The organism is Aeromonas sp. FDAARGOS 1404, assembly GCF_019047085.1.
Classification (GTDB): Bacteria; Pseudomonadota; Gammaproteobacteria; order Enterobacterales; family Aeromonadaceae; genus Aeromonas; species Aeromonas veronii.
In genome coordinates this window covers 4,569,607-4,584,704 of the sequence record NZ_CP077237.1, presented here as the reverse complement: position 1 = coordinate 4,584,704, position 15,098 = coordinate 4,569,607, and the positions used below count along the sequence as shown (strand labels likewise).

11 protein-coding genes are annotated in these 15,098 nt (G+C 60.1%); 9 read left to right on the top strand and 2 right to left on the bottom strand.

What is annotated here, in order from left to right:
• Positions 1-208: 208 nt before the first annotated feature.
• The 3 genes from I6L34_RS21175 to I6L34_RS21165 are packed head-to-tail and all read left to right on the top strand — an operon-like array spanning position 209 to position 4,956.
• Positions 209-2,131, top strand: coding sequence for a PrkA family serine protein kinase (locus I6L34_RS21175; RefSeq protein WP_005333223.1), 1,923 nt, complete (start codon positions 209-211; stop codon positions 2,129-2,131).
• Between the two features lie 23 nt (positions 2,132-2,154).
• Positions 2,155-3,426 (top strand): YeaH/YhbH family protein, encoded by a 1,272-nt coding sequence (locus tag I6L34_RS21170; RefSeq protein ID WP_005360363.1) that lies wholly within the window; start codon positions 2,155-2,157, stop codon positions 3,424-3,426.
• 9 nt (positions 3,427-3,435) lie between these two features.
• Positions 3,436-4,956, top strand: a complete 1,521-nt coding sequence (locus I6L34_RS21165) for a SpoVR family protein (protein ID WP_216955294.1) — start codon at positions 3,436-3,438, stop codon at positions 4,954-4,956.
• Positions 4,957-5,124: 168 nt separating this feature from the next.
• On the opposite strand, the gene fadJ is transcribed toward I6L34_RS21165, so the two are convergent.
• Both fadJ and fadI read right to left on the bottom strand, forming a co-directional pair.
• Positions 5,125-7,272 carry a fatty acid oxidation complex subunit alpha FadJ gene (gene fadJ, locus I6L34_RS21160; protein ID WP_216956969.1) on the bottom strand — a complete coding sequence of 716 codons (2,148 nt, stop codon included), beginning with the start codon at positions 7,270-7,272 and terminating at the stop codon, positions 5,125-5,127.
• Positions 7,272-8,582 (bottom strand): acetyl-CoA C-acyltransferase FadI, encoded by a 1,311-nt coding sequence (gene fadI, locus I6L34_RS21155; protein WP_058058197.1) that lies wholly within the window; start codon positions 8,580-8,582, stop codon positions 7,272-7,274. The genes fadJ and fadI overlap by 1 nt, the downstream gene beginning before the upstream one ends.
• A 182-nt stretch (positions 8,583-8,764) precedes the next feature.
• Here fadI and I6L34_RS21150 point away from each other — a divergent pair, with 182 nt between their 5' ends.
• The 6 genes from I6L34_RS21150 to I6L34_RS21125 are packed head-to-tail and all read left to right on the top strand — an operon-like array spanning position 8,765 to position 15,095.
• Complete coding sequence (locus I6L34_RS21150; RefSeq protein WP_058058198.1) at positions 8,765-9,715, top strand: MoxR family ATPase; 951 nt, start codon at positions 8,765-8,767, stop codon at positions 9,713-9,715.
• Positions 9,706-10,608: a DUF58 domain-containing protein gene (locus tag I6L34_RS21145; RefSeq protein WP_058058199.1), complete on the top strand. Its 903-nt coding sequence runs from the start codon at positions 9,706-9,708 to the stop codon at positions 10,606-10,608. The genes I6L34_RS21150 and I6L34_RS21145 overlap by 10 nt, the downstream gene beginning before the upstream one ends.
• Positions 10,593-11,132: a DUF4381 domain-containing protein gene (locus I6L34_RS21140; protein WP_058058200.1), complete on the top strand. Its 540-nt coding sequence runs from the start codon at positions 10,593-10,595 to the stop codon at positions 11,130-11,132. The genes I6L34_RS21145 and I6L34_RS21140 overlap by 16 nt, the downstream gene beginning before the upstream one ends.
• Positions 11,129-12,121, top strand: coding sequence for a VWA domain-containing protein (locus tag I6L34_RS21135; protein WP_058058201.1), 993 nt, complete (start codon positions 11,129-11,131; stop codon positions 12,119-12,121). Before I6L34_RS21140 ends, I6L34_RS21135 begins: the two co-directional genes overlap by 4 nt.
• Complete coding sequence (locus I6L34_RS21130) at positions 12,112-13,563, top strand: VWA domain-containing protein (protein WP_058057642.1); 1,452 nt, start codon at positions 12,112-12,114, stop codon at positions 13,561-13,563. Before I6L34_RS21135 ends, I6L34_RS21130 begins: the two co-directional genes overlap by 10 nt.
• Positions 13,564-13,583: 20 nt before the next feature.
• On the top strand, positions 13,584-15,095 hold the full coding sequence (locus I6L34_RS21125) for a BatD family protein (protein WP_058057641.1): 1,512 nt from the start codon (positions 13,584-13,586) through the stop codon (positions 15,093-15,095).
• Positions 15,096-15,098 lie beyond the last annotated feature (3 nt).

Below are 15,098 nucleotides of genomic sequence, written 5' to 3'. Positions count from 1 at the left end.
CTATCGTGGCAAAAATAATTTAACAGTCAGTAACATAGCGGTGTTGTTGACTGACCCTCCCCGCACAAGGATCGGGCAGGTTTCTTCAGAATTTAACCTATCAACCGTGATGGATTACTGGAGTCTGTTGACTAGGCTTTAAAAGCGCACAACACAAAAGCAGTCATCCACTTTTTTCAGGGTAAGCGACTATAACGAGGGCAAAGTTATGGGCATATTCGAGCATTACCAACAGCGATATGAAAAAGCGAGAGAAGAGGAATATACCATCCAGGAGTTCCTGGATATGTGTAAGCAGGACAAAGCCTGCTACGCCTCCGCAGCCGAACGTCTGCTGACCGCCATTGGTGAGCCGGAGATGGTAGACACCTCAGCCAACCCCAGACTGAGCCGACTCTTCTCCAACCGCGTCGTGGCACGCTATCCCGCCTTCAAGGATTTCTACGGGATGGAAGAGGCCATCGAACAGATCGTCTCCTACCTCAAACACTCCGCCCAGGGGCTGGAGGAGAAGAAACAGATCCTCTATCTGCTGGGCCCCGTTGGCGGCGGTAAATCCTCGCTGGCAGAGAAACTCAAATCCCTGATGCAGAAGGTGCCCATCTATCGCATCAAGGGCTCACCGGTCAACGATCACCCCTTCTGCCTGTTCGATATCGAAGAGGATGGGGAGATCCTGGAGAAAGAGTACGGCATCCCGCGCCGTTACCTGCGTCCCATCATGTCCCCCTGGGTGGCCAAACGCCTGCACGAGTTTGGCGGCGACATCACCAAGTTCAAGGTGGAGAAGGTCAACCCCTCCATCCTCGATCAAATTGCCATCGCCAAAACGGAACCGGGTGATGACAACAACCAGGATATCTCCTCACTGGTCGGCAAGGTCGACATCCGCATGCTGGAGCACTTCGCCCAGGATGACGCCGATGCCTATTCCTACTCGGGTGCGCTGTGTAAAGCGAACCAGGGGGTGATGGAGTTTGTGGAGATGTTCAAGGCCCCCATCAAGGTGCTGCACCCGCTGCTGACTGCCACTCAGGAGGGGAACTACAACGGTACCGAAGGGCTCTCAGCCCTCCCCTTTGACGGCATCTTGCTCGCTCACTCCAACGAATCCGAGTGGCAGCAGTTCCGCAACAACAAGAACAACGAGGCCTTCCTCGACCGGGTCTACATCGTCAAGGTGCCTTACTGCCTGCGCGTCTCCGAAGAGGTGAAGATCTACGAGAAGCTACTGATCAACAGCGAATTGACCGAGGCCAAGTGCGCCCCGGGTACCCTCGAACTGCTGGGCCAGTTCTCTGTGTTGTCACGGCTGAAAGAGCCGGAAAACTCCAGCATCTACTCCAAGATGCGGGTCTATGATGGCGAGAGCCTCAAAGACACCGATCCCAAGGCGAAGAGCTATCAGGAGTATCGCGACTACGCCGGTGTGGACGAAGGGATGAATGGTCTCTCTACCCGCTTTGCGTTCAAGATCCTCTCCCGCGTCTTCAACTTCGACCACGCGGAAGTGGCCGCCAACCCGGTGCACCTCTTCTATGTGCTGGAGCAACAGATCGAGCGCGAGCAGTTCCCGCAAGAGCTGCACGATCGCTACCTTGAGTTCATCAAGGGCTATCTGACCCCGCGCTATGTGGAGTTCATCGGCAAGGAGATCCAGACTGCCTATCTCGAGTCCTACTCCGAGTACGGTCAGAATATCTTCGATCGCTACGTCACCTACGCCGACTTCTGGATCCAGGATCAGGAGTACCGTGACCCCGAAACCGGCCAGCTGTTTGATCGGGCTTCGCTCAACAGCGAGCTGGAGAAAATTGAAAAACCCGCCGGGATCAGCAACCCGAAGGATTTCCGTAACGAAATCGTCAACTTCGTGCTGCGTGCCCGGGCCAACAATGCAGGCCGTAACCCCAACTGGACCAGTTACGAGAAGCTGCGCACCGTGATCGAGAAGAAGATGTTCTCCAACACGGAAGAGCTGCTGCCGGTTATCTCCTTCAACAGCAAAACCTCGGCCGAGGAGCAGAAGAAGCACGATAACTTTGTCGAACGGATGATGGAGAAAGGCTACACCCGCAAACAGGTGCGACTGCTCTCCGAATGGTATCTCAGGGTACGCAAGTCATCCTGACCCTGACTGTTCAAGGGGGAGTTATGGCGCATTTTATCGACCGCAGGCTCAACGGCAAAAACAAAAGCGCTGTCAATCGGCAGCGCTTCATCCGCCGCTACAAGAAGCAGATAAAACAAGCGGTCTCGGATGCTGTCTCCAAGCGCAGCATTCAGGACGTAGACAAGGGTGAGAGCATCAGCATCCCGACCAAGGATATCGGCGAGCCCCATTTTCATCAGGGGCACGGCGGTAAACGGGAGATGGTGCATCCCGGCAATGACCAGTTCGTCTCCGGCGACAAGATTGACCGTCCCAAAGGAGGGGGCGGCGGACAGGGTTCCGGCGAGGGACAGGCATCCAATCAGGGTGAAGGGGCCGATGATTTCGTGTTCCAGATCTCCAAGGATGAGTATCTCGATCTGCTGTTTGAAGATCTGGAGCTGCCCAGGCTGCAGAAAACCCAGCTCAATCAGCTGATGGAAGTCAAAACCTACCGTGCTGGCTACACCTCAAACGGGGTGCCCGCCAACATCAACGTGGTGCGTTCCCTGCAAAATTCGCTGGCACGGCGCATGGCGCTGCAAGCAGGCAAGAAACGCCAATTGCATGAACTGGAAGATCGGCTGGCCCTGCTGGCCACCGATCCCAACGAACACTTTGCCGAGATCGCCCTGCTCGAGAAGGAGATCAGGGAGCTGAAACGACGGATCGATGCGGTGCCGTTTATCGACACCTTCGATCTCAAATTCAACAACTTCGTCAAACGACCCGTCCCTTCCAGTCAGGCGGTGATGTTCTGTCTGATGGACGTCTCGGGCTCCATGGATCAGGCCACCAAGGAGATGGCCAAGCGTTTCTATATCCTGCTCTATCTGTTCCTGAGCCGGACCTACAAGAACGTCGAGGTGGTCTATATCCGCCACCATACCCAGGCCAAGGAGGTGGACGAGCACGAGTTCTTCTACTCCCAGGAGACTGGCGGCACCATCGTCTCCAGCGCCCTCAAGATGATGAACGACATCATCAACGAGCGTTACCCCGCCAACCAGTGGAACATCTATGCGGCGCAGGCGTCGGATGGAGACAACTGGGCTGATGACTCACCGCAGTGCAGGGAGATCCTGGCGCGGGACATCATGCCAAGGGTGAGGTACTACTCCTACATCGAGATCACTACCCGTGCCCACCAGACTCTGTGGCACGAATATGAGTCGGTAGCCAGCCAGTTCCCCCACTTTGCGATGGAGCATATTCGTAAAGTCGAGGATATCTATCCGGTGTTCCGCGAGCTGTTCAAGAAACAAGCGGCGTGAGGAGGTCACATGATCGAAACTGAAAAACGTGTAGCGCCACTGGATGACGGACCAGACTGGAACTTCGATCTGCTGGAGACCTATCACCAGGAGATAGCCCGGGTCGCCCGTTTCTACAAGCTGGATACCTACCCCAACCAGATCGAGGTGATCACCGCCGAACAGATGATGGATGCCTACTCCAGCGTCGGCATGCCCATCGGCTATCAACACTGGTCGTTCGGCAAGCGCTTTATCCATACCGAGCGCAACTACAAGCGCGGCCAGATGGGGCTGGCCTACGAGATCGTCATCAACTCCGATCCCTGCATCGCCTACCTGATGGAGGAGAACACCATGCCGATGCAGGCGCTGGTGATGGCACACGCCTGCTACGGTCACAACTCCTTCTTCAAGAATAACTACCTGTTCAAGGCCTGGACCGATGCCTCTTCCATCATCGACTACCTGCTGTTCGCCAAGAACTACATCACCCAGTGTGAAGAGAAGCACGGTATCGAGGCGGTGGAGCAGTTGCTCGACTCCTGCCATGCCCTGATGAACTTCGGGGTCGATCGCTACAAGCGTCCCCAGAAGATCTCGATGGCCGAGGAGAAACGGCGTCAGAAGGCGCGGGAAGACTATCTGCAGACTCAGGTCAACGAGCTGTGGCGTACTCTCCCCAAGCAGCATAAAGCTGCCGGCGTGGAGGACAGACGCTACCCTGCCGAACCTCAGGAGAACATTCTCTATTTCATCGAAAAAAATGCCCCCCTGCTGGAACCTTGGCAGCGCGAGATCGTGCGCATCGTGCGCAAGATCAGCCAGTACTTCTATCCGCAAAAGCAGACCCAGGTGATGAACGAGGGGTGGGCTACCTTCTGGCACTACACCATCCTCAATCACCTCTATGACGAGGGCAAGCTGAGCGATCGCTTCATGATGGAGGTGCTGCACAGCCACACTAATGTGGTCTATCAACCGGCTTACAACAGTCGCTACTACTCGGGGATCAACCCTTATGCGCTGGGGTTTGCCATGTTTACCGACCTGCGCCGCATCTGCGAGAACCCGACTGAGGAGGACAGATACTGGTTCCCCGATTACGCTGGCAGCAACTGGGTCGAAACCCTCCACTTTGCCATGCAGAACTTCAAGGACGAGAGCTTTATCAGCCAGTTCCTCAGTCCCAAGGTGATGCGCGACATGAAGCTGTTCGCCATTGATGACGATGATCTGAAGAACTATCTGAAGGTCTCCGCCATCCACAATGACGAGGGGTACCGTCAGGTGCGCAATACCCTGTCGGCACAATACAACCTCAGCAATCTGGAACCCAATATTCAGGTCTACAACGTTGCCGTGAAGGGGGATCGCTCCCTTACCCTGCGCTATGTGCCCCACAACCGCATTCCCCTTGGCGACTCTCGCCATGAGGTGCTCAAACACCTGCATCAGCTGTGGGGGTTTGATGTAGTGCTGGAGCAGGATAACGGTGATCTGCCGCCCGATATCATAGGTCGTTGCCCGGAGCGCAAACCGGGGATCTGACCCGTGACGTGATATCTCGACGGCCCACTTCGGTGGGCCGTTTTTTAATCGGTTGCTTCTGCCAGCATAAGCTCTGCCAAAGCCGTACAACCCGAACAAACCACAACATAGAAAGAGGCCCGCATGGTGTGCGGGCCTCTTTGCCTTGCGGTCACTCTGCAGCGGTTATCAGTAGAAGGTTTGCTGCTCCGCGGCCATCGCCTTGAGACGGGCACAGGGGGCGAACCGGTCGCCGTGGCGCTTCTGGTAATACTCCAGACGGCCAACCAGATGATCGATCCCGAGCGTGTCCATATAACGGAACGGGCCGCCGAGGAAGGGCGGGAAACCGATGCCGAAGATGGCACCGATATCACCATCACGAGCCGAGGCCACCACACCGCTATCCAGCGCCATGGCCGCTTCGTTGAGCATCAGCAGCACGCAGCGCTCGGCGATCTCCTGACGGGCCAGCTTGGCAGAAGGCTTGATGCCGAGCACGCCATAGACGCTCTCGTCCACCGTCTTCTTGCCCTCTTTGCCAGTCAGCTTGTTGCGCGGTGCCGCCTTGCCATAGAGGTAGAAGCCCTTGCCGTTCTTACGTCCCTTGCGATCATTTTGCAGCAGCTTGTCGAACGCCTTGGGCGCCTGGAACTGCTCGCCGCCCAGCTCTTTCTCGAGAATGGGGGAGATCTTGGCGCCCACATCGATCCCCACCTCGTCCAGCAAGGTGATGGGGCCAACCGGGAAACCAAAGTCCAGCAGTGCGCTATCCAGCACCTCCACCGGCTCCCCTTCCAGCACCAGTCGCGCAGCTTCGTTCATGTAGGGCGCCAGGATGCGGTTGACATAGAAACCGGCTTCGTCCTTCACCACGATAGGCGTTTTACCCTGAGCACGGGCAAAGGCCAGAGTGGTGGCGACTGTCTCGGCACTGGTGCCAGCGTGGGGGATGATCTCCGCCAGCGGCATCTTGTCCACCGGGCTGAAGTAGTGCAGCCCCACGACTCGTTCCGGGTGCGCCGCCTCTGCCGCAATCTGGTTGATGGGCAGGGAAGAGGTGTTGGAGGCAAACACTGTGTGCTCACCGCACTCACGCTCCACGTCTTTCACCATCTGGTGTTTGAGCGCGAGATCTTCAAACACCGCCTCCACCACCATGTCCACCCGGTGAAAACCGGAGTAGTCGAGGGTACCGGTCAACAGGCTCATCTGCTTTTCCAATTCGCTGCGCAAGATGTGACGGCGCTTGAGCTTCTTGGCCAGAATGTCATAGCTGTAGCGCATGGCATTGCCGATCCCGGCGCTTGCCACATCCTTGATCCGCACCGGCACGCCCGCCTTGGTAGCGGTGACGAACGCAATGCCGCCCCCCATCAGACCACCGCCCAGCACGGCCGCGTGGCCCACCTTGCGCGGCTCGGCTCCCTGATAGGTGACCTCTTTCTTCATTTCGGTGGTGGCAAAGAAGATGGAACGCAGGGCGGCAGACTCAGCAGTCATCACCAGCTCGCCAAAGTGACGGGATTCGGCAGCCAGACCGGCCTTCATCCCCTCCTCCACGCCGATGCGCACAACATCCAGGATCCGCTCCGGCGCCGGGTAGTTGCCACGGGTCTTGGCTTTCACCCCCTTGCGGGCCTGATCAAACAGCACCTTGCGACCCAGCTTGTTGGTCTCCAGCACCTTGCCCTGCAGATCCCGTTTCAACTGATGGCGTGGTTTGCCCTTCTTGGCCAGCTTGATGGCGGCATCCAGCAAAATGGACGGCGGCACCACATCGTCCACCAGCCCCAATTTCTTGGCTTGTTTGGCCCGCACCTGCTTGCCGGTCAGCATCAGATCCAGCGCCTTGGCCACCCCGATAAGTCGCGGCAGACGCTGGGTACCGCCAGAGCCCGGCAGCAGACCGAGCTGCACTTCCGGCAATCCCAGCACAGATTTGCCATGATCGGTCACCACCCGACCATGACAGGCCAGCGCCAGCTCCAGCCCGCCTCCGAGGCAGGGGCCGTGAATGGCGGCGATCACCGGAATGGTCAGCCCCTCGATCTCGGCAAAGATCTCCTGCCCTTCTCGCGACAGGGTCTCGGCATCCTTGGCACTGGTGCAGGCGGCCAGCATGGTAATGTCAGCGCCGGCGATGAAGGAGTCCTTCTTGCCGGAGGTGATCACCAGACCGATCAAATCCTTGTTGCGTTTCACCTCGGCCAGTACGGAGCGGATCTCCTCCACAAAGGCGGCCTTGAGGGTATTCATGCTCTCGCCCGGCACATCCATGGTGAGGATACCGATGCCATCTTTGCGAACATCCAGGGAAAAAGTCTTAGCGCTCATCATTCAACCTCCAACACCATAGCCACGCCCAATCCACCCGCCGCGCAGGCGGTGTTGAGCCCCAGTCCCCCACCGCGACGACGCAGCTCGTGCAGGGTCTGGGTGATCATCCGCGCACCGGTCGCGGCAAAGGGGTGGCCATAGGCCAGCGAACCACCGAGGACGTTGAACTTCTCCATGTCCACCTCGCCGATGGCCTGATCGCGGCCCAGCTTGCCACGGGCAAACTCGTGGCTTGCAAACATCTTGAGGTTGGCCAGCGTCTGGGCGGCAAAGGCTTCGTGCATGTCGATCAGAGTGAGATCACCGAGCGTGATACCGGCTCTGTCCAGCGCCAGCGGCGTAGCGTAGGAGGGCCCCATCAGCATGTCTTGCCACACATCGATGGCCGAGAAGGCGAAGCTGCGGATATAACCCAACGGTTCGAGGCCCAGCTCTTTCGCCCGACCTTCCCGCATCAGCAACACGGCAGCGGCGCCATCGGTCAGCGGGGTTGCGTTGGCTGCAGTGACTGTGCCATGAACCCTGTCAAACACCGGCTTGAGCTTGGCGTAGCTCGCGAGATCCGAGCTTTCACGGATATTGTTGTCCCGCTCGAGCGGTGACTTGTAAGGCGGCACATGGGCGGTAAACACCTCGCCGCTGAGCTTGCCATCAGCCCAAGCCTGCGCGGCCAGGGTGTGGGAGCGATGAGCCAGCGCATCTTGCGCCTCGCGGCTGATCTGGTGACTCTTGGCCATCTGCTCGGCGGTCTGTCCCATGGAGAGACCGGTCGAATATTCCGCCACGGCAGGCGGTACCGGCAGCAGATCCTTGACCCGCAGCTGACGCAGAATATTGAAGCGCTGCTGCAGATTGCGCGCCTTGTTGAGATCCACCAGGGCACGGGCCAGCTTCTTGCTCACTCCGATGGGCAGCACGGAGGAGGAGTCCGCACCACCGGCGATGGCGATGTTTACGGTACCGGCCATGATGGATTCGGTGACGTTGGCCACCGCCTGAAAACTGGTGGCGCAAGCGCGGGAGACGCTATAGGCATCGGTATTGACGCTCATGCCGGTACCGAGCACGATCTCGCGGGCAATGTTGGGGGCTTCCGGCATCTGAACCACCTGACCAAACACCAGCTGGTCGATAAGCTTGGGATCGAGATCGGTACGGGCAAGCATCTCGCTCACCACCAGTTTGCCGAGATCGACTGCTGGCACGCCATGAAAGGCGGTGGCCTGCTTGGCAAAGGGGGTACGCAGCCCCGCCACGACGGCAATCCGTTCGCCCTGGCGAGTCGTCAGTTTCAATGGCTGTTTCATCCTGGCTCCTTGGTTTAAAAGGCAGAGGTCTGACCTCATTGCGCCACATCTTAACAATCCAATCACAAGTTTCATACAGCTGATTGAAACTAAATTAAGCACCGCAGGGCCCCTTTGCTCGCCCTTGGGAAGCAACTGGAGTATAAAAAGATCAACTTCCATAAAAACAACGGGTTTATCGCATGGCAGCGGCTGAGTTCAGCGCACTTAGGGACTATCTTGGCAGTCAGATTCTGGGGCAGGAGGAGCTAATAGAAGGGCTCCTGATTGCCCTGTTATGTGAAGGACATGTATTAATCGAAGGGGCCCCCGGCCTTGCCAAAACCCGCGCCGTCAAGGCGCTCGCTGGCGCCGTTGAGGGGCGCTTTGCCCGTATCCAGTTTACCCCGGATCTGCTTCCTGCCGATCTCACAGGCAGCGAGGTGTTTCACCCGCAGGATGCCAGTTTTGTATTCCAGCCCGGACCCCTGTTCAACCATCTGGTGCTGGCAGACGAGATCAACCGAGCACCGGCCAAGGTACAATCAGCGCTGCTGGAAGCCATGGCCGAGCACCAGATCACCGTGGGCAAAAAGAGCTGGCGGCTACCGCCTCTCTTTATGGTTGCTGCCACCCAGAATCCCATCGAGCAGGAGGGCACCTATCCCCTGCCGGAGGCTCAGCTCGACCGCTTTTTGCTCAAATTGATGGTGGACTACCCCAGCCCCACCATGGAGCTCGCCATCTTGCAGCTAAACGCCAGCGGCGAACAGCTTGGCGCGGCGCCGGTGACCCTGAGCCAGACCACCTTGCAACGTGCCCGCAGCGAAGTGCTGGCGGTGACCATGCAAAGCCGACTGGAACACTATCTGGTTGAGCTCGTCTGCGCCACCCGCCCAAGTAGCGGCCTGTGCCCTACCCTTGAACCGCTGATTGCCGTGGGGGCCAGCCCCCGCGCTACGCTGGGGCTGGCTCGCTCCGCCCGCGCCCGAGCCTGGCTCGCCGGACGTGATTATGTGCTGCCGGAAGATATTCAGCTGCAAGCCTATCCGGTGCTGCGCCATCGCCTTATCCCCAGCTATCAGGCACTGGCCGACAATCTGGATAACGATATCCTGATCGCCCAACTGCTGGATCAGGTGCCATGCCCCTAGAACCCGGTCTGCATCCCGATATCGCCTTGTCGCTGCCACGGCTGCTCAATATCCGGCTCTGGGCCAAGGCCAGGAAGCCACCTCACGCAGGCAGAAGCAGCAGCGAACGCGGCAAACCGGGCCGCTCTCCCGGACTCACGTTTCGGGAGCTGCGCGCCTATCAGGCTGGTGACGAGGTACGCCATATCGACTGGCGAGTGACCGCACGCCTCGGTCGTCCCTATACCCGCCTCTATAGCGAGGAGCTCGATCAGGCGCACTGGCTGCTGCTCGATCTCTCTCCTGCCATGTATTTCGGCTCCACGCTGCAGCTCAAGGCGCGTCTGGGGTGCGAGCTGGCAGCAGCCCTGATCTGGCAAGGGGAGAAGCAGCACAACACCCTGATCTGCCACGGGCTTATCCCCCATCACCAGAGCCAGCACGGCAGCGTGCTGCCCCTGCTCGAATCCCTCTGCCATCACTATCAGCAAGGGCTGGCCCGCCGGGAGCTTTCTCACTCACTGGCCGACACCTTGTCCGGCGTGAAGCTGCCTCACGGTGCCAAGCTGACGATCATCACCGATCACAGACCCTGCGAGTCGGCGCTCTGTCAGCAATTGCAGCTGCTCTCCCGGCGCCACGATATTCACTATTGGCAGATCCGCGACCCCCTCGAGGCAGCCCTTCCCTCTGATGGCCAACTGCCGGTGGCCATTGATCGGCCAGGGCAACACTATCAGGGCTGGCTGGATGGGGGCCATGCCGGTTTCTCCCGCCGCTACCAGCAAGCCGCCGAACAGCAACTGGTCCACGGCAAGCAGTTGCTGTTGCCATTGGTGCAGCGCCTCTACCTGCTCGATAACAGCCAGACGCTGCAACAGCAGTGGCAGGAGGGGTTATGTCATCAGGGATGAGCTCCCCCACCGACGTCGATATTGCCAGCCCAGCCTCCGATGCAATCACTCCGCCACTGGCCGCCCTGATGCGCGACATCCACCCGGGGCCGGATCTGATTGAACAGAGTCTTGATCCCAGAGTGCAGGCGCTATTGTGGCTATTGATCACAGGTCTATTGCTGCTGCTGATCATCCTGATTGCCCGCAGGGTGATACGTTACCGCCGCTGGTGTCGTCAGCTGGAGGGAGATCCGGCGCTGCTGGTGGCACGCATACAGGAGGCCCTGCGTCATGAAGCACTGCAACGCTGGCCCGAGGCGCGCCAGTTACAGGGAGAGGCTTGGCTCGCCTTCGTCGATCGTCACGGCGGCAGCGATTTCAGCCAGTTCTCGTCTCACTGGAGCAGTTGGCTCTATGGCAGCCAGAACCCGACTCGCGAGCAGAGCGAACAGCTTCGGCAACATTATCGCCGCTGGGGTCAGACCCTCTTCTTGCAACGCTCTCCACGCTCGAAGCGTAAAGCCGCGCGGAGGCATCCATGATCCTGGCCTGGCCCTGGTTTGCGCTGGCGCTGGTGCTGCCCTTGCTGGTGCGCTTCGGCTTGCCACCCCTGCGCCGCGGCTATCTGGCTCACCCCGGGTTTGCGCTGCTGCGTCCTCAGGCCGGATTGCCGCTCTGGCGCGCCATGCTGCTCTGGTGCGCCCTTATCCTCACCCTCTGCCGCCCCCAGTGGTGGGGGGAACCGGTTATCCAATATGAAGGGAGTCGGGATCTGCTGCTGGCGGTGGATCTGTCAGACAGCATGCGCACACCTGATATGCTCGACAGCGGCGAACAGCAAGCTCGGCTGACGGCGGTGCGTCAGCAGATCAAAACGCTGATCGCCAAACGGGCCGGAGACAGGGTAGGCCTCATCGTATTTGCCGATCACGCCTACCTGCTCTCTCCCCTCACTCAGGAGATCCCGGCGCTGTTGACCTTGAGCGACGAGCTCGATTTTGATCTGGTCGGCCGAACCACCGCCCTTGGCGAGGCAATCCAGCTGGCACGTCAGCATGGGGATCCTGGTCGCCCCACCGCCCTGCTGCTGGTCACTGATGGCCGCAATACCGCAGGCAGTGCCGACCCACTGCAGGAGGCCAAACTCGCCGCAGCGCAGGGAATACGGATCTACACGCTGGGGGTCGGGGCCGATCCCGATACCTTTATTCAACCCTACGATGAGGCGGGCAGCGGTCAGGCCGATCCCAGCAGCGAACTGGACGAGCCGCTCCTGAAAGAGCTGGCCCAGACAGGCCAGGGTCGTTACTTTCGGGCACGCACCCAAAGCGATCTCGATGCCATCACCGCGACCCTCAATACCCTTGAACCGGCCCCCATGCCGGTTGCCCACTACCAGCCGGTGATCGAGCTCTACCCCTGGCCGTTGGCACTGCTTTGTGGCTTGCTGCTTCTGCCATCAGGGCACGGCAGGCTGGAGTTTCGCATGGTGCGTAACTGGCTGGCACGAGGCGCGCGCAGATGGAGCTGATCTTGCTCCGTCCCCTGTGGCTGATCGCACTCATCCCCTGGCTCTTGCAAGGGTGGCGCCGTCGTCGCCAGCCCCCGCTGCTCGCGCCTGCGATGCAGGCTTATCTGCTGCCAGCATCTCGTCCTCAGCGCCCCTGGCTTTGGTTGGCGACACTGCCCGTCATTTTGGCTCTGAGCGGACCGGCACTGCGCGGCGAGCTGCAACAGCAGCCTGCAGCGCCGCTCGATATCTGGCTGCTGGACTTGTCACGCTCGATGACCGCCACCGACCTCAAACCGGATCGGGCGACCCGGGTCAGGTGGCAGTTGCAGCAACTGCTGAGCCGTGCTCAGGGCGAGCGCATCGCGCTGATCCTCTACGCAGGCGATGCCTACCTCGCCATGCCGCCCACTCGGGATCATCAAGCCCTTTCGCTGCTACTGCCCGACTTGCGCCCCGATATCATGCCGCTGCAGGGCAGCAACCCGGCACGGGCGGTGGCACTTGCCATGAAGCAGCTGGCCCCTGGAGAACAAGCGCGTCTGCTGCTGATCACCGACGACCTCACCCGGAATCAGATGACCCAAATCGCCGCCCTGTGGCCCTGCCAGCAACGCCTTCTCTGCCGCGACACCCAGTCAGCACGCCTCGATATTCTGCTCGCCAGCAGTGGTCAACCGGCCCCCATGCCCGCCATTCCGGCCAATGAGTTGGGATTTGCCGCCCGCATGCCCGCGCAGTTGCCCGCCCCCGATAGTCAGGCCATTGCCGCACTGGCCAACCGTCTCGGCGGTGAGCTGCAGTGGCTTGCCAGTGATGTCCCCCGCTTTGCACCGCTGCCCACCACTACCTCGGCCCTCACCCCGGCGCCACTGGATCTTGGCCCCTGGTTGCTAATCCCCTTGTTACCGCTCGCCTTGCTGGCCAGAGTCGGCGCCCGGTTGATGGTGGCGCTGATGGTGGGAATTCAGCTGCTTGCGCCGCAAGATCTGCAAGCAGCAGAGAAGGGAGATCTGCAAGCGATGCAGGCTTATCAAGAGGGGGATTTTCAACGGGCTGCCCGCACCTTCAACGATCCTGTCTGGCGCGGCAACGCCTGGTATCGAGCTGGTGCCTACCGGCAAGCCATCGCAGCCTATCAGGAAGCAGCGAGCGCCACCGCCCACTACAACCGCGGCAATGCCCTGTTGCAACTGGGGGAGTTTGCGGCCGCCAAAGAGGCCTATCTGGCCGCTCTGGCGCTTGAACCCGGCCATGAAGATGCGCTCTATAACCTCTCTCTGTTGCAAGGCGGTACGGTCGCCGCTCCCGATACCAGCAACAGCAAGCAGCCCGAGCCATCGGCAGCTCAGCAGGCGACGGCAATGCCCCTGCCCCCCTCTCCCCCGGTGTTGCTGCTGGAACAGCGACTGCGTAAAGAGGCGCTGCGCCGGGATCTTATCAAGGTGGAGGAACCCTGGTGACGCGGGCAGGATGGGGGCTGTTGCTCGCACTCGCGAGTCAACTTTGCTGGGCTTTGCCCCCTAGGGCTGAGCTGCTGCCGGGGGCTGACCCCAGCGATTGGCTGCTGATCATCGAAGCGGATGGCGAGCGCCAGAGCAGCGAACTGGAGATCACCCCCCTACTGCGCCAGTTTGCAGTGGGCAGAGTGACCATGAGCCGGGTCACGACCCCGGTACAACAACTGACTCGCTGGCAGATCCCGCTGCACCAGAGCAATTCAACCGCAAATACCGAGGTGGTGATTGCCCCGCTCAAGCTGGGAAATGAGTTCACCCCCTCGCTCACCCTGCCATTGAGAGAGGTGAAAACAGCGGCGCTGCCGCAGCCCGCAGCCCCCTCGCCCCTCGAGATGCAGGCCAACCTTGATCATCAGGGCCCGCTCTATCCCGGCCAGCCGGTGATCTACCGGCTGACACTGTGGCTGCCCACAAGTATGCAAAACCCGGCCCTGAGCGAGCTTAGCTCTGCCCACTTCACTATCCGTCGCCTCGGTAGCGACGAGTGGATCGCCCCCGTTCAGGCAGGTCTGCCCGGCCGGCTCACCCGCAGCTGGCTTATTCAGGCAAAAGCGCCGGGACTCTGGTACCTCGACTCACCCCGCTTGCAGGGGCAGCTCACGCAGCAAGGGAACAAGCCGCAAAAACTCTCGGCCCGCGCGGCACCACTCGAGGTTCGGGTCGACAAAGCCCCCGCCACGCCAGTGGCCACCCAGCTGACCCTGAGTCAACGGCTTGAACCGGCCACCACGGGGGAAGTGGGTGAACCGCTGATCCGGATCCTCACCCTGACCATGGAGAATGGTGACAGCGGCCAGATCCAGCTTGCCCCCCTGATGGCCCATCAACTGCCAAGCGGCATACAGGCACATCCCGATGGCGAGCAACAGCAGGAGCGTTACCGTGATGGCAAGCTGTTGTTTGAGCGACAGTGGCGCCAGACTCTGGTCGCGGATCAGAGCGGCGACTATCAGCTCCCCCCCATTGATCTGCCCTGGTTTAATACCCAAAGCGGCCGGATTGAGCAGGCCAGCCTGCCTGCCACCACGCTGACGTTTCAGGCAACGACAAATCGGCAACCTGATCAGCAGACATCGAAGGTGGCACTGCGAGAGAGCCTTTGGTGGGTCGTGCTGGCCATAACGCTGCGTTCACTATGGCGCCACTGGCCCCGCTGGCGCGCCTTCTATCAACTGCAAAGTGCCCTTGCCCGACAACAGCCGGATGCCAGTCGCAAGGCGCTGATCAAGTGGGCGACCATGCGCTGGCAGGTCTCCTATTATCAATTAGGCCAGTTGCCTGACGCTGGGCATAATCGGGTCGGCAACGGGCTCGCCGCACTCGAGCGAGCCTGTTTTGCACTGCACTATTCTGGCCCGCCCATCGAGTGGCGCGCTCTGGCGCGTATCCTCAGGGCTGATGAAACGGCCGGTATTGCGTACCTGATTTACCTGCTGGCGCACGGGAGTTCCCGCTCCCGCCGCCACGCCCCCTGACAA

Excerpts from the sequence above, each read along its gene's own strand:
- I6L34_RS21175 (WP_005333223.1), top strand. The coding sequence starts at position 209 with ATGGGCATATTCGAGCATTACCAACAGCGATATGAAAAAGCGAGAGAA.
- I6L34_RS21170 (WP_005360363.1), top strand. The coding sequence starts at position 2,155 with ATGGCGCATTTTATCGACCGCAGGCTCAACGGCAAAAACAAAAGCGCT.
- I6L34_RS21165 (WP_216955294.1), top strand. The coding sequence starts at position 3,436 with ATGATCGAAACTGAAAAACGTGTAGCGCCACTGGATGACGGACCAGAC.
- fadJ (WP_216956969.1), bottom strand. The coding sequence starts at position 7,272 with ATGAGCGCTAAGACTTTTTCCCTGGATGTTCGCAAAGATGGCATCGGT.
- fadI (WP_058058197.1), bottom strand. The coding sequence starts at position 8,582 with ATGAAACAGCCATTGAAACTGACGACTCGCCAGGGCGAACGGATTGCC.
- I6L34_RS21150 (WP_058058198.1), top strand. The coding sequence starts at position 8,765 with ATGGCAGCGGCTGAGTTCAGCGCACTTAGGGACTATCTTGGCAGTCAG.
- I6L34_RS21145 (WP_058058199.1), top strand. The coding sequence starts at position 9,706 with ATGCCCCTAGAACCCGGTCTGCATCCCGATATCGCCTTGTCGCTGCCA.
- I6L34_RS21140 (WP_058058200.1), top strand. The coding sequence starts at position 10,593 with ATGTCATCAGGGATGAGCTCCCCCACCGACGTCGATATTGCCAGCCCA.
- I6L34_RS21135 (WP_058058201.1), top strand. The coding sequence starts at position 11,129 with ATGATCCTGGCCTGGCCCTGGTTTGCGCTGGCGCTGGTGCTGCCCTTG.
- I6L34_RS21130 (WP_058057642.1), top strand. The coding sequence starts at position 12,112 with ATGGAGCTGATCTTGCTCCGTCCCCTGTGGCTGATCGCACTCATCCCC.